18 protein-coding genes are annotated in these 18,928 nt (G+C 66.7%); 3 read left to right on the forward strand and 15 right to left on the reverse strand.

Annotation, left to right across the window (positions count from 1 at the left end):
* Positions 1–358: 358 nt before the first annotated feature.
* The 8 genes from dnaG to ABT24_RS03480 form a co-directional block, all read right to left on the reverse strand.
* Positions 359–2,239: a DNA primase gene (dnaG, locus tag ABT24_RS03445; protein WP_276731546.1), complete on the reverse strand. Its 1,881-nt coding sequence runs from the start codon at positions 2,237–2,239 to the stop codon at positions 359–361.
* A gap of 63 nt (positions 2,240–2,302) precedes the next feature.
* Positions 2,303–3,061 (reverse strand): SDR family NAD(P)-dependent oxidoreductase, encoded by a 759-nt coding sequence (locus ABT24_RS03450; protein WP_276731549.1) that lies wholly within the window; start codon positions 3,059–3,061, stop codon positions 2,303–2,305.
* Positions 3,062–3,077: 16 nt separating this feature from the next.
* A complete protein-coding gene (adk, locus tag ABT24_RS03455; protein ID WP_276731553.1) occupies positions 3,078–3,728 on the reverse strand; it encodes an adenylate kinase in 651 nt (216 codons plus the stop codon).
* Between the two features lie 76 nt (positions 3,729–3,804).
* Positions 3,805–4,584, reverse strand: coding sequence for a 3-deoxy-manno-octulosonate cytidylyltransferase (gene kdsB, locus ABT24_RS03460; RefSeq protein WP_276731557.1), 780 nt, complete (start codon positions 4,582–4,584; stop codon positions 3,805–3,807).
* Positions 4,585–4,586: 2 nt separating this feature from the next.
* On the reverse strand, positions 4,587–4,808 hold the full coding sequence (locus ABT24_RS03465; protein WP_276731560.1) for a Trm112 family protein: 222 nt from the start codon (positions 4,806–4,808) through the stop codon (positions 4,587–4,589).
* On the reverse strand, positions 4,789–5,916 hold the full coding sequence (gene lpxK / locus ABT24_RS03470) for a tetraacyldisaccharide 4'-kinase (RefSeq protein ID WP_276731564.1): 1,128 nt from the start codon (positions 5,914–5,916) through the stop codon (positions 4,789–4,791). The genes ABT24_RS03465 and lpxK overlap by 20 nt, the downstream gene beginning before the upstream one ends.
* A complete protein-coding gene (locus ABT24_RS03475) occupies positions 5,916–6,335 on the reverse strand; it encodes an ExbD/TolR family protein (protein WP_013106060.1) in 420 nt (139 codons plus the stop codon). The genes lpxK and ABT24_RS03475 overlap by 1 nt, the downstream gene beginning before the upstream one ends.
* Positions 6,336–6,368: 33 nt before the next feature.
* Entirely contained in the window at positions 6,369–6,989 is a 621-nt protein-coding gene (locus ABT24_RS03480) for a MotA/TolQ/ExbB proton channel family protein (protein WP_013106061.1), read from the reverse strand.
* A gap of 396 nt (positions 6,990–7,385) precedes the next feature.
* On the opposite strand from ABT24_RS03480, the gene xseA reads away from it, so the two are divergent.
* A complete protein-coding gene (gene xseA, locus ABT24_RS03485; RefSeq protein WP_276731567.1) occupies positions 7,386–8,759 on the forward strand; it encodes an exodeoxyribonuclease VII large subunit in 1,374 nt (457 codons plus the stop codon).
* Between the two features lie 231 nt (positions 8,760–8,990).
* Positions 8,991–9,572 (forward strand): superoxide dismutase, encoded by a 582-nt coding sequence (locus tag ABT24_RS03490; RefSeq protein WP_013123300.1) that lies wholly within the window; start codon positions 8,991–8,993, stop codon positions 9,570–9,572.
* 68 nt (positions 9,573–9,640) lie between these two features.
* On the opposite strand, the gene ABT24_RS03495 is transcribed toward ABT24_RS03490, so the two are convergent.
* The 7 genes from ABT24_RS03495 to ABT24_RS03525 form a co-directional block, all read right to left on the reverse strand.
* Complete coding sequence (locus ABT24_RS03495) at positions 9,641–10,855, reverse strand: DUF1501 domain-containing protein (protein WP_276731572.1); 1,215 nt, start codon at positions 10,853–10,855, stop codon at positions 9,641–9,643.
* Positions 10,856–10,949: 94 nt separating this feature from the next.
* A complete protein-coding gene (locus ABT24_RS03500; protein WP_276731575.1) occupies positions 10,950–12,641 on the reverse strand; it encodes a DUF1800 domain-containing protein in 1,692 nt (563 codons plus the stop codon).
* A 14-nt stretch (positions 12,642–12,655) separates the two neighbouring features.
* Positions 12,656–12,889 carry a hypothetical protein gene (locus ABT24_RS03505; protein WP_276731577.1) on the reverse strand — a complete coding sequence of 78 codons (234 nt, stop codon included), beginning with the start codon at positions 12,887–12,889 and terminating at the stop codon, positions 12,656–12,658.
* Positions 12,886–13,407 carry a hypothetical protein gene (locus ABT24_RS03510; protein WP_276731580.1) on the reverse strand — a complete coding sequence of 174 codons (522 nt, stop codon included), beginning with the start codon at positions 13,405–13,407 and terminating at the stop codon, positions 12,886–12,888. The genes ABT24_RS03505 and ABT24_RS03510 overlap by 4 nt, the downstream gene beginning before the upstream one ends.
* Before the next feature lie 113 nt (positions 13,408–13,520).
* On the reverse strand, positions 13,521–13,985 hold the full coding sequence (locus ABT24_RS03515) for a DUF192 domain-containing protein (protein ID WP_276731582.1): 465 nt from the start codon (positions 13,983–13,985) through the stop codon (positions 13,521–13,523).
* Positions 13,986–14,012: 27 nt separating this feature from the next.
* The gene (gene ispF, locus ABT24_RS03520; RefSeq protein ID WP_013123306.1) at positions 14,013–14,495 is read right to left on the reverse strand and encodes a 2-C-methyl-D-erythritol 2,4-cyclodiphosphate synthase; all 483 of its coding nucleotides are present in this window, start codon (positions 14,493–14,495) and stop codon (positions 14,013–14,015) included.
* Complete coding sequence (locus tag ABT24_RS03525) at positions 14,492–15,346, reverse strand: IspD/TarI family cytidylyltransferase (RefSeq protein ID WP_276731585.1); 855 nt, start codon at positions 15,344–15,346, stop codon at positions 14,492–14,494. The genes ispF and ABT24_RS03525 overlap by 4 nt, the downstream gene beginning before the upstream one ends.
* A gap of 91 nt (positions 15,347–15,437) precedes the next feature.
* Between ABT24_RS03525 and mfd the strand changes: the two genes are divergently transcribed.
* Positions 15,438–18,920, forward strand: a complete 3,483-nt coding sequence (gene mfd / locus ABT24_RS03530) for a transcription-repair coupling factor (RefSeq protein ID WP_276731588.1) — start codon at positions 15,438–15,440, stop codon at positions 18,918–18,920.
* Positions 18,921–18,928: the final 8 nt, after the last annotated feature.

The following is an 18,928-nucleotide window of genomic DNA, read 5'->3' on the forward strand; positions in this document are numbered from 1 at the left end:
TGTAGGGTGAATCGCCAAAATTCAAAGAGCCCGAGCGAAACGGCCATTTCGCACCAAGCCCGCACGGCAAGGGCGATACCGAGCCGAATCAGCAAACGTCTTGGCAGCTCCAAGAAGGTTTAATCGCTTTGACCCGCATCGCTTCGACCCAAATTCGTAGCCTCGGTTCGATTGGGTTTTCCTTGATGACCGCGCCCCCACGGCGCTTATGCCTTGCTGCCGAACCCATGCCCCTGAACTTATGCCCCTGAACCTGCGCCCCTGAACTTATGCCCGGTAGTCTGTTTTGGCAGATATTCACCCCGAAGAGGTGGATTTTACAAAAAACCGAGCATTGTCTGCCTGTGCGCCAAAACCGTCAACCTCGCGGCGCTTGGTCGATCTCTTTGAGTCGTAGCGCCAGACTGCGGTATTCCGTCCGGTCGGCGTCTGCCACCAAGCCACCGGCAACCAGTTCGTCCTGCCGTCTTTTCAGCGCGGCGCGCTCCAGGCGCGACAGAATGGCCAGCAAATCCTGTTTGGCTGCGGCTTCGTCCAGTTCCAGCGGGTCTGGCGACTCGGCCAGCACCTCCTCAGGCGCGTGCCCGGCCGCGCGCAAGGCTTCCCATAGCGCTGCGGCAGACAGTTCGGGCTGATCTTCCAGAATGGATTCGAGCGTCAGCACCAGCCCCTGCAGCGGCCCGGGCTCCAGCGAGAGCAGCGCATGCTGCGCCGGGTTGATGCTCCACCACAACTCGGGCTGCGACAGCAGCAAAGGAAGCAATTGCCGCAGGGGATCTTTCGGCACCGCGGCAAAGGCCCGCAGCGCCTCGCGACCGCCGCGTACGCGCGGCGCCGTCTTCATGCCACGCGTGCCGAACGACTCCGCCGGAGCGGATGGCTTGCGCGAGGGCGAAGACAGGCGAAGCACCTCGCGCAACTCGGTGGCGGGCATCTCCAGGCGGCGTGCCAGATCGGCCACCAACTGACCGAGCAAAGCAGGCGCCGTGATTTGCGACAACAACGGCCCGGCCTCGTGGATGGCCTGCGCGCGCCCCTCGGCGGTGGTCATCGCCACGCCATCGAACAGGCTGGAAAACAGAAATTCCGACAAGGGCTGGGCACGGCCGATCTCGCGCTCGAAGGCTTCCGCGCCTTTTTCGCGCACATAAGAATCCGGATCGTGCTCGGCGGGCAGGAACAGGAACTTCACCACCCGCGTATCGCTGAGCAGAGGCAGGGCCTGCTCCATCGCCCGGCGCGCGGCGCGGCGGCCCGCGGTATCGCCGTCGAAGCTGAACACCACCTGGCCGGTATGCCGAAACAGCTTTTGCAGTTGCTGTGCCGTACAGGCGGTACCCAGCGTGGCCACGGCCTGTTCCACCCCGAATTGGGCGAGCGCCACGACGTCCATATAGCCTTCGACCACCAGCGCATAACCCGCGCGCGAAATGGCGCTGCGGGCTTCGAACAGGCCGTACAGCTCCTCGCCTTTGTGGAACACCGCGGTTTCCGGCGAGTTGAGGTATTTCGGTTCACCCTGGTCGATGATGCGTCCGCCAAAGCCGATGACTTCGCCGCGCAGATTGCGAATCGGAAAGGTGATTCGGTCGCGCAGCCGGTCGTATCGACGCTGCGCCGAGGCAAACGACTCGGCTTGCGGATCGAGGGTGTCGCCGGCCGCGTCGCGGGCCACCACCAGGCCGGACTGCACCAGGGCATCGGCGTTGTAATTCGCGAACGCGCCGGCCAAAGGCTGCCAATCGTCCGGGGCGTAGCCCAGGCCAAATTTTTTGGCGACCTGGCCTTGCAAGCCACGGGCGATGAGGTAGTTCTTCGCCCGTTCGCTATGCCGCAGGCGGTGCTGATAAAAGCCGTCAGCCGTCTGCAGGGCGTCGACGAGCGTGGCCTGCAGACTGCGCTGCTGTTGGATCTGGCGAAGTTGCTGCGGGTCGAGGTCGGGCTCGGGCACGGTCATGCCGTAGCGCCCGGCCAACTCCTTGACCGCATCGACAAAGCCCATGCCCGCGTGCTCCATCAGGAAGCCGATAGCCGTGCCATGCGCGCCGCAACCGAAGCAGTGATAGAACTGCTTGCTCGCACTCACGGTGAACGAGGGCGTCTTCTCGCCGTGGAAGGGGCACAGGCCCTTGTAGTTGGTACCGGTCTTTTTCAGCTCGACATACTGGCCAACGACTTCGACGATGTCGGCGCGGGCGAGCAGATCCTGAATGAAACCGGGCGGAATGCGTTGCTGCATGGATCGGTCGTCGTCATCGTGGCGGCTGGGGCGGCGGCCGCGAAACGGCTGGATCGGGCGAGACTACTTGGGCTGCATGCGAATGGCGCCATCGAGCCGGATGACTTCGCCATTGAGCATGCGGTTGGTGAGGATGGATTCGACCAGGGCCGCGTATTCCTCGGGCCGTCCCAGACGCTGCGGAAACGGCACCATCTGTCCCAGCGCCGCCTGCACCTCGGCAGGCATGCCCATGAGCATCGGCGTCTCGAAAATGCCGGGCGCGATGGTCATGACGCGGATACCGTCCCGCGAGAGATCGCGCGCCAGCGGCAGAGTCATGCCGGCGATGCCGGCCTTGGACGCGGCGTAGGCTACTTGCCCGATCTGCCCGTCGAACGCCGCCACCGAGGCGGTGTTGACGATCACGCCGCGCTCGCCGTCATCCAGCGGCGGCTGCTGCGCCATCGCGGCGGCGGCAAGGCGGGCGAGGTTGAAGCTGCCAACCAGATTGATGTTGATCACCCGCTGGAAAAGCTCCAGGGCATGGGGGCCTTGCTTGCCCAGCGTGCGCGCAGCCGGGGCGATGCCGGCGCAGCTCACCGCCACCCGCAGCGAGGCCAGCGAGTTGGCCGCTTGCACCGCCGCTTCCACGTCGCTTGCCTGCGTCACATCGCAGCGCATGAACTGGCAGCCGATGTCTGCTGCGGTTGCTCGCCCGGCGTCTTCTTGCAGATCGGCGATGACCACCCGCATGCCCCGTGACGCGAGCAAGGCGGCGGTAGCGCGGCCCAAACCTGATGCGCCGCCGCTGATGATCGCACTGTGACCAGAGAGTTGCATAGGGTGCTCCGTCCGTTCAGCCCTGCAATGCGGCGAAGATGCGCTGCTGCACTTCGGCCACCGGCCCGACCCCGGAGATGGTGACCAGACGCGGCGCGCCGGGCTGCGCCATGCGCTCGGCGTAGAACTTCACCAGCGGCAGGGTCTGGGCGTGATACACGTCCAGGCGTTTGCGCACGGTGTCTTCCTGATCGTCGGCGCGCTGCACCAGCGGCTCGCCGGTGAGGTCGTCCACACCGGCCGTCTTGGGGGGATTGAAAGCCAGGTGATAGGTACGTCCTGAGGCCGGATGCACCCGGCGTCCGCTCAAGCGCTCGATGATGTCGGCGTCGGGCACGTCGAATTCAAGGACTACGTCGATGCCAATTCCCGCTTTCTCCAGACCTTCGGCCTGGGCGATGGTGCGCGGAAAGCCGTCGAGCAGAAAACCCTTGGCGCAGTCGGGCGCCGACAGGCGCTCGCGCACTACGCCCAACATGATTTCGTCGGGTACCAAGGCGCCCGCCTCCATGATTTTCTGTGCCTGCTGGCCCAGCGGCGTACCGGCCTTCACCGCGGCGCGCAGCATGTCTCCGGTGGAAATCTGAGGGATGCCGAGGCGCTCGGTGATGAAGGCGGCTTGCGTGCCCTTGCCCGCGCCCGGTGCACCCAAAAGTATCAATCGCATGAAGGTCTCTCAATCGTAAAAACGCACATTTCAGAATAGCAGACCGCTCTGCCACGACGCTGACTCGGCGTCCTGTTCAGCGCTCAAGCCACATCGCCCGCACGCGCTCCAGGTCGGCCAGCGTGTCGACCCCGGGGCCGGGCGCCTGTTCGGTCACATGCACCGCAATGGAGTGCCCGTGCCAGAGTACGCGCAATTGCTCCAGCCCTTCGGCCTGTTCCAGCGGCGCCGGTGCCAACTTGGCGTAATCGCGCAGAAAACGGTGGCGATAAGCGTACAGCCCGATGTGACGATATACCGGATGCGGGGGCTGCCCCGGCATCGCCCAGCCGCCTGAACCCGCCGTGTAGGCGTCGCGCTGCCACGGAATCGGCGCGCGCGAAAAATACAGGGCCCTGCCCTGCGCATCGAGCACGACTTTCACCACATTCGGGTTAAAAATCTCGGCCGCTTCGGTGATGGCATGCGCGCAGGTGGCCATCGGGATTTGCGGAGTGCGCTGCAGCAAGGCCGCGCATGCCGCGGGCAACTTGGGGTCGATCAGCGGCTCGTCGCCCTGCACATTGACCAAGATGGCGTCTTCGGGCAGACCCAGCGACTCGGCGGCCTCGGCCAGCCGGTCGGTGCCGCTGGCGTGATCTTCGCGGGTGAGAACGGCGCGAACGCCGTGCGCCGCACAGGCCTGCGCAATCAACGGACTGTCACAGGCCACCACCACTTCCTGCGCGCCGCTATGCGCCACGCGCTGCGCCACGCGCACCACCATCGGCGCCCCGGCAATGTCCGCCAGGGGCTTGTTGGGCAGGCGCGTGGAAGCCAGGCGGGCCGGTATGAGCACCCAGAACGCAGCCGCCATGCTCAGGCCGCCGGTTCGGCAGTGGCGGCGTGGGACGGGCTCGGCGTTGCGTCGGCAGACAGGGTCATGTCGCGGGCGAGATCGACCAGCATCAGCGGAATGTCGTCGCGCACCGGGTAAGCCAGCTTGTCGCGCGGGCAGATCAGCTCCTGCGCGGCGGCGTCGAATTGCAGCGACCCTTTGCAGATGGGGCAGACGAGCAGGTCAAGAAGTCGGGAGTCCACGGACTTTCTCCAATTGTTGGTGCAACCAGGGCAGCAAGTCGGCGGGCAGTTGCAGCCGCAGGCCGACAACCCAGAGGCGCTCGCGCAAAACAGGCGGCAGATGGGCCGATTTTATGGCGTCCTTTTCCGTCAGCAGAATGGGGCCGTCTGGCGGCAGACCGGCCAGTACGTCGGCGCTCTCAAGGAAACGCCGGGCCGCCCCAAGTTTCCTTGACCCCCACGGGGGGCGGGCTGGGCACGGCCCAGCCCTGGGGGTGCTCAGAGGCTGATGGTCACCCAGCGCCCGGGTCTGCACCGTCAGCCCGAGAGCTTGCAGCATGGCAAAAAACTGCCCCGGATGGCCGATTCCGGCTACCGCACCCAGCGGTTTTGCACCAAAACGCTGCACGAACTGCGCAGCGCTGAGCGTTTGCCCACTAACCAGATGCGTGATGTCGCCCAGACTGCGCACCAGGGCGAAGTGCCGCCCCCCGCCGGACACCTGCTGCAGCGCCGCCTCGGGGCCGAGGGTGGCGTCGCGCCGTCTGCCGGGCGATTCGCGCAGCGGCCCGGCAGGCAGCAGCCAGCCATTGCCCCAAAGTCGCTGATCGACCACCACCAGTTCGATATCGCGAGCCAGCGCCAGATGCTGCAGGCCGTCGTCGCTCAGAATCACATCCACATCGGGCCAGGCGGCCCGCAGGGCGAGCGCGGCCTGCGCGCGCCGCCGTCCGACCATCACCGGGCAGCCCGTCAACCGGGCCAGCAGCACGGGCTCGTCGCCACACTCCGCCGGATCGCTCTGCGCGTCCACCCGCAATGGAGCGTCGTCGGCTGAGCGGCGGCCATACCCTCGAGAAACGATCCCTGGCCGCCAGCCCGCCTGCAGCAAGCCGCGCGCCAGCTCGGCGATCAGCGGCGTCTTGCCCGCGCCGCCCACGGTGAGGTTGCCCACCACGACCACCGGCACGCCCACGCGTTCAGCACGCAGCACACCCGCGCGATACAGGCTGCGGCGCCCGGCGCTCAGCAGCGCGAACACTCCGGCAAGCGGCAACAGCGCCCAACTCAGCAGGCTGCGGCGCAGCCACCAGTCCGGCCAGCCGCTCGGCCCAGCGGGTTGCGCCATCAGGAACCGGGAGACTTCTGCGTGGCGAAGGTCAGGCGGCTCAAGCCTGCGGCGCGCGCGGCCTCCATCACATTCACCACCGATTGCTGCGTGGCCTGGGCGTCGGCGCTGATCACCACCATGGTGTCGGCCTTGCCTTTGGAGGCGTCGAGCAGCGACTGGGTCAGCGCACTCACCGTGCGGCTGGGGAGCAACTGCTTGTTCACCGCATACTCGCCGCCGCTGCTCACGGCCACGATGATTTCCTGAGGATGGTTCTGCAGCTTCTCGGCGTCGGCCGTGGGCAGGGTGATCTTCAGCTCGGTGAACTTGGAATAGGTGGTGCTGATCATCAGAAAAATCAGGATGACCAGCAGTACATCGATCAGCGGAATGAGGTTGACCTCGGGGTCTTCCGTGGTCTGTCGTTTGAAATTCATGGCAAGCGGCGCAGGTCGGAGGCGCGGTTCATTTCAGCGGCGCGGCAGATAGCTTTGCAGATGCGTGGCCAGACGCCGCGCGGCCTGCTCGAGTTCGACCGTGTAGTCGTCCACGCGGCTGCGGAAGTAACGGTAAAAAATCAGCGAGGGCACCGCCACGATCAGCCCAAGCGCCGTGTTGTAAAGCGCCACCGAAATGCCATGCGCCAGCACCGTCGGATCGGTTCCGGCGGTGGACTGCGAGCCGAAAATCTCGATCATGCCCACCACCGTACCCAGCAGACCGAGCAAAGGCGCCGCAGAGGCCACGGTGGCCAGCGCGTTGAGATACTTCTGCAGCCGATAGACCTGATTCCTCCCGGCGTTTTCCAAGTCTTCCTGCAGCCCCGCCGCGCTGGCATGCGGCCGCGCCACCGAGCGGAACCCGCTGGCCAGCACGGCGCCCAGCGGCGAATTCTGTTCGAGCTTGTCGATCACATCCGCCGCCGGCAGTTGCTTGGCCGACACATTCAGCGCCTCGTCCAGCAATTTGGTCGGCAGAATGCGAGCGCGACGCAGCGAGGCCAGCCGTTCGAAAATCACCGCGAGGGCCACAATCGAGCACAGAATCAACGGCCAGATCGGCCAGCCTGCGGCTTCCACCATCTGCAACATGGGTCTTTTTCCTTTGCGTCTTTGCGCTGCAAAATCAGTCGCCGTGCGTGCCCAACCCGCCACGCACGAGCCTTCAGCGCCGCATTATGCCGGGTCAGAGAAGTGGCGGACAATGAAACAGCGGGCGCCGGTCAAGAGTCAAAATCGCGGGCTTCGAAAGTTATCCCACCTTTCTGTGGACAACTCTGTGGGAAAGCGCTGAACGGCAGCGCCAAATCGCGCAAAATCAAGCGCCCGGCTTAATGTGACGCTTTTTTAATCAATAACTTCTCATTGTTTTTCAATAACTTGGCATGCAAGCACGTTACCTTCGGGCGCATTCTGGCGGCGAAAGCATCTGCAGGCAAAGTGTGCACATCCTCTTGACGTTTCGCACCTGGCGACTCGATATCCACCTTGAAAACTTCAACTAACGGCGTCCTGGTGTGGACAGTTTCTGCTCTGGTTCAGGCCTTCTCGGACGCCCTCAACGCCCGCTTCAACAGCCTGAGCGTGCGTGGCGAAATCTCGGGCCTGGTTCGGGCCGCAAGCGGCCACCAGTACTTCAACCTCAAGGACGGCACGGCGCAACTGCGCTGCGTCTGGTTCCGCCAGCGCGCAGGCTCTGCCGCCACCGCGCTGCGCGACGGCATGAGCGTGCGGCTGCGCGCCACCGTGGCGATTTACGAACCCCGCGGCGACCTGCAACTCATTGTTGAGAGCGTGCAGCCCGACGGCGAGGGTGCGCTGCTCGAAGCGTTTTTGCGCCTGAAGGCCAAACTGCAGATCGAGGGCCTGTTCGACCCCGAGCGCAAACGCCCGCTCCCGGCCCTGCCGCAAGCCGTCGGCGTGATCACCTCGCTACAGGCCGCAGCCCTGCGCGACGTGCTCACCACCCTGCGGCGGCGCAGCCCCCATGTGCGCGTCGTGGTCTATCCCGCCAGCGTGCAGGGGGCCGCGGCGCCCGGCGAGCTGCTCGCCGCCCTGCAGCGCGCACAGGCGCGGCGCGAAGTCGATCTCATCCTGCTGGTACGCGGCGGCGGCAGTCTCGACGACCTCTGGGCCTTCAACGACGAGGCGCTGACCCGGGCGATTGCCGCCAGCACCCTACCGGTGATCAGCGGCGTGGGCCACGAGACCGACTTCACCCTGGCCGATTTCGTCGCCGATCTGCGTGCGCCCACCCCCACCGCCGCCGCCGAACTCGGCGTGCCCGCCCAGGCCGCTTTGCTCGACGCGCTCACCCATACCGCGCACCGCGCCAGCACTGCACTCAGCCGCCATCTGCAGCGCGAACAGCAGCGCTGCGACCGCCTCGCCCTGCGCTGGCCGCAACCCGCCGCGCTGCTGGCCGCACCGCAGCGCCACCTCGCGCAGTTGCAGTGGCGACTGCAGCAGGCCTTGAACGACCTGCCGAGGCTGCACGCGCAACGGCTGCAACTCTTACAGCACCGCCTGGCCCATGCGCTGCGCCAGCGCGCGCCGCGGGAGCGCGAGCGCCTGAACCGATACGAGCGCAGCCTGCCAGAAACGCTGTCGCGCCAGATCTCAAACGCCCAACTCCGGCTCGACCGCGCTGCGCAGCATCTGCAACTCCTCAGCCCGCGCGCCACCCTCGCGCGCGGCTACCTGCTGGGCATGAACATGAACGGCCAAGTGCTGCGCGACCTCACGCAACTCGCGCCACAGCAGCCCCTGCTGCTGGCCGACGCGCAACGCGCAGTGCGGATCGACATCGGCCGCATCGACGCGCAGCCCCATCCTCTCGAAGCGGACATCCCGCCGAATTGAGCGCCCCCAGGGTCGGCTCGCCGACCCGCCCCCCGCGGGGATGAGGCCCGCGGCTCCAAGCTGCCCTGCGGCGGCTTGGACTGAGCCGAATCCGAGCAGCTTGCAAGCTGCGAGGTGGACAAAGAAACTTGGGGCGGCCCTGCGTTTCCTTGAGTGAGCAAAGTCAAACGGCTGTTCCTAGAATGGCCTTGGTTTGATTTATGCAACCGCCACTCACTCAAGGAGAAGCCCATGCAACACGAACTCCCCCCCCTGCCCTTTGCCCCCGACGCGCTCGCGCCGCATATGTCGCGCGAAACGCTGGAATACCACCACGGCAAGCACCATCAGGCTTATGTCAATAACACCAACAACCTGATCAAGGGCACCGAGTTCGAGAACATGTCGCTGGAAGACATCATCAAAAAATCCAGCGGCGGCCTGTTCAACAACAGCGCGCAGGTGTGGAACCACACCTTCTTCTGGAACTGTCTGAAAGCGGGCGGCGGCGGTGAACCCAAGGGCGCGCTGGCTGCGGCCATCAACGCCAAATGGGGCAGCTACGCCGCGTTCAAGGAAGCCTTTCACAAATCCGCCGTCGGCAACTTCGGCTCGGGCTGGACCTGGCTGGTGAAAAAGGCCGACGGCAGCGTGGACATTGTCAACACGGCCAACGGTCAGACCCCGCTGACCACCGCCGACAAGCCCCTGCTGACCATCGACGTATGGGAACATGCCTACTACATCGACTTCCGCAACCGCCGCCCCGACTTTGTCACCACCTTCCTCGACCACCTGGCCAACTGGGACTTCGCCGAAAAGAACTTCGGCTGATCGCGCCAGAACCCGTGTCGCAGAAAAGCCCGCAGTGCGGGCTTTTCTTTTTGGGCGACGCGCTCGCCTCACACCAGCCGCAGATCGACTGGCCGTGCCCCCGGAAAAATGGTCTGAATTTGCGATGGCCTGAGCCCCCACTGCCGCTGGAACAGGCCGCCGAGCAGGTCGCGGTAGTCGGTCAGCACCGGGTCGTCGCGGTTCTGGTTGAGGGTAGAGGGCGATTGCACGATCTGCTCACCCGCGATGCGCCCACCCCGCACTGCGCCGCCCAACACCCAGTACACCGTGCCGTGGCCGTGATCGGTGCCGCGATTGCCGTTTTCGCGGAAGGTGCGGCCAAACTCGCTGAGTACGACCACGGTGGTCTGCTGCCAGTCGGGGCCCAGTGCCTGCGCCATGCCGGCCAGCCCCTGGCCGAGCGCGGCGAGTTTGTCGGCAAGCTGGCCTTTTGCGCCGTTGTCGGTGGCTTCGTTGACATGCGTGTCCCAGCCGCCCACGTCGATGAAGCCGACGTTGAAGCTGTCGCGCATCAATCCGCCGATGCGCACGGCTTCCGCGACGAAGCCCTTGGGCGCGACCGCGCCGCGGCTGGCGGCGACCATCTCGGCCTGCCAGCCGGAGGCCTGCATATCGTCGGCGACGGTCTGGTGCACGGCGAAGCCTTCACGTACCGCCGCGCCCTGCGACGAGCCGTTCCACATGCTTTCGATCAGCGCGCGCTGGCGGTCGTCTATGCCGGTGTGCCCGGCTTGGGCGATGGCGAGATTGGGCACGCGCTGGGTGCCGCGCAGCGACAGCGGCAGCTGCGCGGTAAAGGCCATGGGCTGAGCGCGCGCGCCGATCTGCTGCACCAGACGGTTGAGAAAACCGTCGTTGAAGTCGTGCGTCTGCGGGCCCTGGCCGAGTTCGATGTGATCTTGCGTTTCGAAGTGGCTGCGGGTCAGGTCGCGCGTGCCGGCAAAGGGCACGAAAGCCAGTTGCCCGGCCTGCCACAGCGGCAGCAGGGATTCGCGCAGCGCCGGATGCAGCGCCCAGTCGGCATTCAGCGCGATGGACGCGTCGGCGCCCTCGCCCGGCCGGGGAACGGCGATATGCGGGCGCGACTCGTAATAGAAGCCGTTGGCATGGGGCACGAGCAGATTGGTGGCGTCATACGCGCCGCGCAGGAACACCAGCACGAACTTGGGCTGCCCCTGTGCGGCGGGCGCGGCCCACAGGCGGGTCATCGGTGTGGCCAGCGCGGCGGCGGTGGCGGTTTGCAAGAAATGGCGGCGTTGCATGGCAGTTTCTCCTGAGCAATTCACCGGGCCGCACCAAGAATTTCACGCTCCCCCCTGGGGGGAGAGCCGAGTGCGGCGAGGCTTCGGGGGGCATTCACGCATTCATGAATTCGGGCGATGAGAGCCACAGCGTGTTCCAGCGCAGGCGGTTGTCGGCCTGCGCCAGCGCGCGCAAGGTGGCGATGCTGAGCTGGTTTTGCTGGGCGAGATAGACCGGGCTGCGCGCGAGATCGGGCGGGGGACGGAGGGGCGGCTTGGGCGCGGCTTGGGGAGCTGTCATCGCGGCCATTGCTTCGTCAGGTTCTGCGGCCACCAGCGGCGCGCTCTGCTGCAGGAAAGCGGGCGGCGGCTCGAACATCGCCGGTGCGCCACTGCCGATCTGCCGCGCCACTTCGAAGCGCGCGGTGAGCTGGCCCGAGCCGTCCCAGGCGCTCGCGTTCAGCGGGTAGCCGTCGGGCGTCTGGCGCCCGAACAGCGGCTCGCCCAGGCGGGCCAGCATGCCGAGCACCGGCTGCGGGTTGCGGATCGGTTCCTCGCCCAGGCTGGCGCGCAGCGCCGACAGCACATAGCGCATCGGGTCTTTGAACTGCGGCTGGCCCAGACTGGCGGCGAATGCCGCGCTGGTGAACATCGCGCGCAGCACTTCGGCCATCTGACCGCCGCTGGCCTGCCAGCGCCGCACCATGACATCGACCAGAGCGGGCGGAGCGGGATCGGCGACGAAGTACTGCGCCAGTTGCGTGCTGACGTGCCGCGCGGTGGCGGGGTGGTCGGCCAGCAGGGTGATGACCTCGTCGATCTCTTCCAGGCCGTGGCCTTGCAGGGTGTAGCCCAGCACCGTCTTGGGGTCGGGGTCGTGCCGCGCGGGGTTGAACACCACCAACCCCTGCCGCCAAACATCGGCGCGCAGGGCCGGGCGCACCCGCACCGGCTGATCCATCAGGTCGACGCCCAGGCCGGTGAGTGCGCGGGCGAGGTTGGTCACATCAGTCTGGGTGTAGCCGCTGCCCACGCCCAGGGTGTGCAACTCCATGACTTCGCGCGCATAGTTTTCGTTCACATGGCCGCGGGCGTTTTGCGCGTTGTTCAAGTACAGCAGCATCTGCGGCGAAAACATCGTGGCGCGCAGCAAATCGCGAAAGCGGCCGAGCGCGTGCGGAGCGATGACGCGCTGGGTGTAATCGCCCATCATCGGGCCGATATTGCCACCACGGAACACATTGAAATGATTCAGCCAGAACCAGCTCAGCCGCTGCTGCAGGGCACTGGGGGCGTACAGACCGAGCCACACCTGTTGCGCCGCGGCCTGTTGCGCCAGCGCATATTTGAAGCGGTTGAGCGCCTTCAGCCGGGCCTCGGTATCGGCAGCGGCCTGCGGGTCATTTTTGCGGGCCTGGAACAAGGCGCGTTGTTCACGCACGATGGGCGGAATCAGCGCTTGAAGCGGCTGATTCACCGGCAAGGCGGCAAGCCGCGCCGCCAGCTCGGATGGCGGCGCAGCACCGGGCTGAACGCGCAGTTGCAGGTCCAGATAGGCCGTGGCGCCCAGGCGTGACAGCGCCTGCAGTTGCTCCGCGCTGGCGCCCCAGCTCACCCGGTCGAGAAAGGTCACCGGATCGGCCTGCGCAGCGGCGTCCAGCGCAGCAGGGCCAGCCTCGTCAGCGGTCTGCAAGGTTTGCGACAGGGCAGCCGGCGCCAAACCCCACAAGCCCAGCCCCGCAGCGCCAAGCCCCCCGATGAAACGGCGGCGCGACAGCCGCCCGGCAGCGTGCAAACGATGTTCCATGATGAGCGCTCCGTTCAACCGCACACGCCCCAATGGGCCGGATGCCAAGCGCCATAAGGGCCGCGCCAGCCGGGGTGCCAACAGCCGCCGCCTTCCGGCCGCACGATCACCGCCCCTGAAACCCGCGCCGGAGCAAGAGGCGCCACATAACACCCGCCGAGCAGCAGACTCCCTGCGACCGCCACTGAAATCAGTTGCAGGCGGCGCGAGCGTGCGACGCGCCCCAAGACTTTCATGGCGCGCGTCATGGTGTGATCTCCCGGCTGATGGCGTCTTCCTGACGGTTCAGCGCCCAATACTGGGAACGCACCAGCGCGCCGCCCTGAGCTCGCGCCAGCACGTCCTGCCGCCAGCGCACCTGCGCCACCTGATGTTGCAGCGCGGCGGCCCGCCAGGGTGTGAGGGCGCCGGTCCATCTTGCGTAGGCAATGCGCTGATCGAGATGATTGGCGCGTTGGAGCACTTCGGCACGCGCCGGATGGGCAGCCTGCCAGGGTGTTTCGGCCATGGCCAGCGGCGCGGTGAGCAAAGCGCTGGCAGCCAGCAGACCGAGCGCCAACGGCTTCCAGTGCCCGGCGTTTGCTAGAGAGCGCCCCCAGGGTCGGCTCGCCGACCCGCCCCCCGCGGGGGATGAGGCCCGCGGCTCCAAGCTGCCCTGCGGCAGCTTGGACGGAGCTGAATCCGAGCAGCTTGCAAGCTGCGAGGTGGACAAGAAAACTTGGGGCGGCCCGGCGTTTTCTTGAGAATGATGCAGAAAAGAGTGCATGATGGACTTCCTTTGAAATTCGACGAGAAGGATGGCGGCCGTGTCGAATCAACGAAAGTCCTGCCTGCCCGGTGACAACTGCACCGCGCGCAGTTGTCACCACTTGTATCGCGTCAGCGGCTTGGTGCGGGCAGCCCCAGCACGCGCGCACCCGGCCGGATGCCGTGCTGCGCAAACCAGTGCAGCGGGGTTTCCAGCGCATAGCGCACATCGGTCTGGCCGCAGTGCACGTCTTCTGTCTGCGGCTGCATGTCGGCGATATTGACAATGCGGCCGTCCGTGGTGATGAAGGCGACCGACAGGGCAATGAGCGTGTTTTTCATCCACATGCACACCGGCTGAGACTGAGCGAACACGAACACCATGCCGCGATTCGCGGGCAGGCTGCGGCGGTTCATCAGCCCGGTCTGCTGCTGCTCGGGGGTAGAAGCCACTTCGGCAGTGACGGTGTGGTCGCCGATCTGCAGGCGCACCAGCGGCAGGCCGGTATTGACCTCGGGCTGCGCGGCCCAGGCCGCGCTGGAACTGGCCAGTACAAAAGCCAAGGCGATGCGGTGGATGAAACGAGACCTGTGCATGGTTCGGTCCTTGTTCGGTGGCGTTCGTCAATCGCGCTGCAGCAGGCACACCGCGCTGGCGGCGATGCCTTCGCCCCGGCCGACAAAGCCCAGACGCTCGGTGGTCTTGCCTTTGACGTTGACCTGCGCTGCGTCCAGTTCCAGCAGCGCGGCGATGCGCTGGCGGATGGCGTCGCGATACGGTGCGAGCTTGGGCGCCTGCGCGATCACGGTGCAGTCCACATTGCTGATCGCCCAGCCTTGTGCCAGCACGCTCTGGCGCGCCTGCCGCAGCAGTTCGCCCGAATCTGCGCCCTGGTAGCGCGCGTCGGTATCGGGGAAATGCTGGCCGATGTCGCCCAGCCCGGCCGCGCCCAGCAAGGCGTCGGTGATGGCGTGCAGCAACACGTCGGCATCGGAATGGCCGAGCAGGCCGAGGGGATGGGGGATGGTCACGCCGCCGATGATGAGTTTGCGGCCGGGAACGAGAGCGTGGACGTCATAGCCCTCGCCGATGCGGATTTGCGTCATGGGTTGGCTCCTGCACGTGCGGCGAGCAAGGCCTGCGCGAGTTCGAGGTCGGGGGAATAGGTGATCTTGAAATTCCACGACGCGCCAGGCACGAGCAGCGGTCGCGCGCCCTGGTGCTCCATCGCACCGGCTTCGTCGGTGGGCGGGAATTGTTGCCCCCACGCTCCCGCTGCGCGCTCGCTGCCCCCCGAAGGGGCTGCCCCCGCCTTGGGGCGGCCCGGCGGCGGGAATTGTTGCCCCCACGCTCCCGCTGTGCGCTCGCTGCCCCCCGAGGGGGCTGCCCCCGCCTTGGGGCGGCCCGGCGGCGGGGGCGCGTTAGCTTCAATCGCCGCCCGCAGCGCATCGCGCAGCGCGCCGATGCGGAACATCTGCGGCGTCTGCGCCAGCCAACGGCCCTCGCGTGGCTCGGTGCAGGCCACGCGGCCTGCGGAATCGGCGGCCTTGAGGGTATCGGGCAGGGGCAGCGCCAGCAGGCCGCCGACGTCATCCTCCAGGCAGGCATCGATCAGGCGGTCGATCAGCTCGGGGGTGATGCAGCAGCGTGCTGCGTCGTGCACCAGCGCCCAGTCGTCGGGCGGCGCGCCCGCGTCTAGCAAGGCCTCCAACCCGCCGAGTACGCTGTGCGCCCGAGTCGCGCCGCCGCGTGGCACCAGATGCAGCCGGGGATCGGGCTGCAAGGCGTCGGCCGCCCACACGTCGCCCTCCTGCACCACCACCGATACCGAGGCGATGCGCGGCGTCTGCAGAAAAGCCCGCACCGTGTGCTGCACCACCGACTCGCCCAGCAGACGCCGGTATTGCTTGGGCGCATCGCCAGGCAGGCGCGAACCGCTGCCCGCGCTCGGAATCACGGCATGGCAACGGGAGGGTCGGGCGGGAGAAGCGGGCGGTATTTGCATCGAGACACACGGGCGCCCACGACTTTGGGCGAAAATTTGAACAATGTCTATTGTCCACGCCCTGCGCGCGCAAGTGCCCGCGCTCAAGCCCGGCCAGCGTGTGAGCTGGCCGCTACCCGCCGGAAGTGCCGATGCCCTGCTGCTGGCCGAGTTGTGCGCGCCGCGCGATGACGCCGCGCCCTGGCTCGTCGTCACCGCAGACGCAGCCGATGCCCAGCGTCTGCTCGGCGAGTTGCAGTGGTTCGCCCCGCAGTTGCGCGTCGGCTTGCTGCCCGACTGGGAAACCCTGCCTTACGACAGCTTTTCGCCGCACCAGGATTTGATCTCCGAGCGGCTGGCCACGCTCTGGGCCATCCACAACCAGCAGATCGACGTGGTCATCGCCCCGGCCAATACCGCCATCCAGCGTCTGGCCCCGGCGGAATTCCTTGCGGCCTACACCTTCGATTTCCGCCAGGGCGAGGCGCTCAACGAAGCCGCGCTGCGCGCCCAGCTCGTTCTGGCCGGGTACAACCACGTCAGCCAGGTGATGGCCCCGGGCGAATACGCGGTGCGCGGCGGTCTCATCGACCTGCATCCCATGGGCTCGCCCGTGCCCTACCGCGTCGATCTATTCGGCGACACCATCGACGCCATCCAGGCCTTCGACCCCGACACCCAGCGCAGCCTCTACCCGGTCAAGGAGGTGCGGCTGCTGCCGGGCCGCGAGTTTCCGCTCGACGATGCGGCGCAGAAGCGCTTTCGCGCCCGCTGGCGCGAGGTGTTCGAGGGCGACCCGAGCCGCAACCCGCTCTACAAAGACATGGGAAGCGGCGTCGCCGGGCCCGGCATCGAGTACTACCTGCCTCTGTTCTTCGAGCACACCGCCACCCTGCCCGACTATCTGGGCGAACGTACCCGCGTAGTGCTGCATGGCGACATTTCCACCGCCATCCAGAAGTTCTGGGCCGATACGCAGGAGCGCCACCGTCTGTTGCGGCACGACCCGGAGCGCCCCGCCCTCGCTCCCGACCAGCTTTTTCTCAGTGAAGAAGCGTTCTTCAGCCGCATCAAACCCCTCGCCCAGCTTGCGCTGCGGCCCAAGGCCGATGCGCCGCAGACCGACAAACCCACCAGCGCCGAGCTACCCGACATCAGCGCCGACCGCCGCGCCTCCCGCCCGCTGGCGCGCCTGGCGCAATGGCTGGAAGAGGGCCGCCCGCAACACCGGCGCGCGCTGCTGCTGGCCGAATCCGCCGGCCGCCGCGAAACCCTGCGCGAGCTGTTGCAGGAGTCCGGCTTGTCGGCCCAGCCCGCGGAGAGCTGGGACGAATTCGTACAGGGCACCACCGGCTTCGCCCTGGCCGTCGGGCCGCTGGCGCGGGGTTTCTCGCTGCCCGCCGACCGATTGGCCGTGCTCACCGAGACCGAGCTGTTCGCCCTCAACCCGGCCCAGCGCAGGCGCCGCAAGCAAGAGCAGGCCAGCAATGTCGATGCCCTGATCCACGACCTCGCCGAGCTGCAGCCCGGCGACCCGGTGGTGCATGCCAACCACGGCATCGGCCGCTATCAGGGCCTGGCCGAGCTCGATCTGGGCGACGGCCCCGCGGAGTTTCTGCATCTGGTCTATGCGAACGATGCGGTGCTGTACGTGCCTGTGTCGCAACTGCATCTCATCGGCCGCTACAGCGGCGCGGCGCAGGAAGACGCACCGCTGCACACCCTCGGCTCGGGCCAGTGGGACAAGGCCCGGCGCAAAGCTGCCGAACAGGTACGCGACGCCGCCGCCGAGCTGCTCAACATCTACGCCCGCCGCGCCGCACATCAGGGCCATGCCTTCCGCTATTCGCCGCAGGACTATGAAGCCTTCGCCGCGAGTTTCGGTTTCGAGGAGACGCCCGATCAGGCCGCGGCCATCCATGCGGTGGTGCAGGACATGATCTCTCCCAAGCCGATGGATCGCCTAGTTTGCGGCGACGTCGGCTTCGGCAAGACCGAGGTGGCCTTGCGCGCCGCGTTCGTGGCGGTGATGGGCGGCAAGCAGGTGGCCGTGCTCGCGCCCACCACCCTGCTCGCCGAGCAGCACTGCGAAACCTTCCGCAACCGCTTCGCCGACTGGCCGGTGCGCATTGCCGAGATGTCGCGCTTTCGCAGCACCAAGGAGATCAGCGCCGCACTCGACGGCCTGGCGCGCGGCACGGTGGACATCGTCATCGGCACCCATAAGCTGCTGTCGCCCACGGTCAAGTTCGACCGGCTCGGCCTGGTCATCGTCGATGAGGAGCACCGCTTTGGCGTGCGCCACAAAGAGGCGCTCAAGGCCATGCGCGCTTCGGTCGATTTGCTCACCCTCACCGCCACGCCCATTCCGCGCACCCTGGGCATGGCGCTCGAAGGGCTGCGCGATCTGAGCGTGATCGCCACCGCGCCGCAGAAGCGGCTGGCGATCAAGACCTTCGTGCGCAGCGAAAGCGGCGCCGTGATGCGCGAGGCCATCCTGCGCGAAATTAAGCGCGGTGGTCAGGTGTACTTCTTGCACAACGAAGTCGAGACCATCGAAAACCGCCGTCGCCAGCTCGAAGAACTGGTGCCCGAAGCGCGCATCGAAATCGCCCACGGCCAGATGCACGAGCGCGATCTGGAGCGGGTGATGCGCGACTTCCACGCCCAGCGTTTCAACATTCTGCTGTGCACCACCATCATCGAAACCGGCATCGACGTGCCCAGCGCCAACACCATCGTCATGGCGCGGGCCGACAAGTTCGGCCTGGCGCAGCTGCACCAGTTGCGCGGCCGCGTCGGGCGTTCGCATCACCAGGCCTACGCCTATCTGCTGGTGCCCGATGTGCAGAGTTTGACCAAGCAGGCCAGCCAGCGGCTCGAAGCCATTCAACAGATGGAAGAACTGGGCTCGGGCTTCTATCTGGCCATGCACGACCTGGAGATTCGCGGCGCCGGCGAAGTGCTGGGCGAGCAGCAATCGGGCAATATGCAGGAGATCGGCTTCCAGCTCTACAACGACATGCTGGGCGAGGCCGTGAAGGCGCTGCGCGCAGGCCGCGAGCCCGACCTGCTCAACCCGCTGGGCGTGACCACCGAGATCAATCTTCATGTGCCCGCCCTGCTGCCCAACGACTATTGCGGCGACGTGCATGCCCGGCTTTCGCTCTACAAGCGACTGGCCAGCGCCGCCACCAGCGCCCAGCTCGACAGCGTGGCCGAGGAAATCGTCGATCGCTTCGGCCGCCTGCCGCCGCCCGCGCAGGCGCTGGTGGACACGCACCGCCTGCGGCTGATCGCGCAGAGCTACGGCATCACCAAGATCGATGCGGCCGAAGAAGTGGCCATTCTGCACTTCCGCAAGGACGCCCCGGTGGACGCCGCCCGCATCATCGACCTCATCCAGAAAAACCGCCACATCAAGCTCACCGGCAACGACCGACTGCGCATCGAACGCCCGACCAAAGACGCCACGCAGCGCGCCCAGCTCATCCGCGACACCCTCAAGCAACTCGGCGCGCCGCGGGCCGAGGTGGCGATTGCCTGAGGCGCTGG

Source organism: Thiomonas sp. SCN 64-16 (assembly GCF_001725585.1).
GTDB classification, from domain to species: domain Bacteria; phylum Pseudomonadota; class Gammaproteobacteria; order Burkholderiales; family Burkholderiaceae_C; genus Thiomonas; species Thiomonas arsenitoxydans.

Excerpts from the sequence above, each read along its gene's own strand:
- lpxK (WP_276731564.1), bottom strand. The coding sequence starts at position 5,916 with ATGGCGCAACCCGCTGGGCCGAGCGGCTGGCCGGACTGGTGGCTGCGC.
- ABT24_RS03490 (WP_013123300.1), top strand. The coding sequence starts at position 8,991 with ATGCAACACGAACTCCCCCCCCTGCCCTTTGCCCCCGACGCGCTCGCG.
- ABT24_RS03480 (WP_013106061.1), bottom strand. The coding sequence starts at position 6,989 with ATGTTGCAGATGGTGGAAGCCGCAGGCTGGCCGATCTGGCCGTTGATT.
- ABT24_RS03510 (WP_276731580.1), bottom strand. The coding sequence starts at position 13,407 with ATGCACTCTTTTCTGCATCATTCTCAAGAAAACGCCGGGCCGCCCCAA.
- adk (WP_276731553.1), bottom strand. The coding sequence starts at position 3,728 with ATGCGATTGATACTTTTGGGTGCACCGGGCGCGGGCAAGGGCACGCAA.
- ABT24_RS03475 (WP_013106060.1), bottom strand. The coding sequence starts at position 6,335 with ATGAATTTCAAACGACAGACCACGGAAGACCCCGAGGTCAACCTCATT.
- ABT24_RS03450 (WP_276731549.1), bottom strand. The coding sequence starts at position 3,061 with ATGCAACTCTCTGGTCACAGTGCGATCATCAGCGGCGGCGCATCAGGT.
- mfd (WP_276731588.1), top strand. The coding sequence starts at position 15,438 with ATGTCTATTGTCCACGCCCTGCGCGCGCAAGTGCCCGCGCTCAAGCCC.
- ABT24_RS03500 (WP_276731575.1), bottom strand. The coding sequence starts at position 12,641 with ATGGAACATCGTTTGCACGCTGCCGGGCGGCTGTCGCGCCGCCGTTTC.
- dnaG (WP_276731546.1), bottom strand. The coding sequence starts at position 2,239 with ATGCAGCAACGCATTCCGCCCGGTTTCATTCAGGATCTGCTCGCCCGC.
- ABT24_RS03515 (WP_276731582.1), bottom strand. The coding sequence starts at position 13,985 with ATGCACAGGTCTCGTTTCATCCACCGCATCGCCTTGGCTTTTGTACTG.
- ABT24_RS03495 (WP_276731572.1), bottom strand. The coding sequence starts at position 10,855 with ATGCAACGCCGCCATTTCTTGCAAACCGCCACCGCCGCCGCGCTGGCC.
- ABT24_RS03505 (WP_276731577.1), bottom strand. The coding sequence starts at position 12,889 with ATGACGCGCGCCATGAAAGTCTTGGGGCGCGTCGCACGCTCGCGCCGC.
- ispF (WP_013123306.1), bottom strand. The coding sequence starts at position 14,495 with ATGACGCAAATCCGCATCGGCGAGGGCTATGACGTCCACGCTCTCGTT.
- kdsB (WP_276731557.1), bottom strand. The coding sequence starts at position 4,584 with ATGGCGGCTGCGTTCTGGGTGCTCATACCGGCCCGCCTGGCTTCCACG.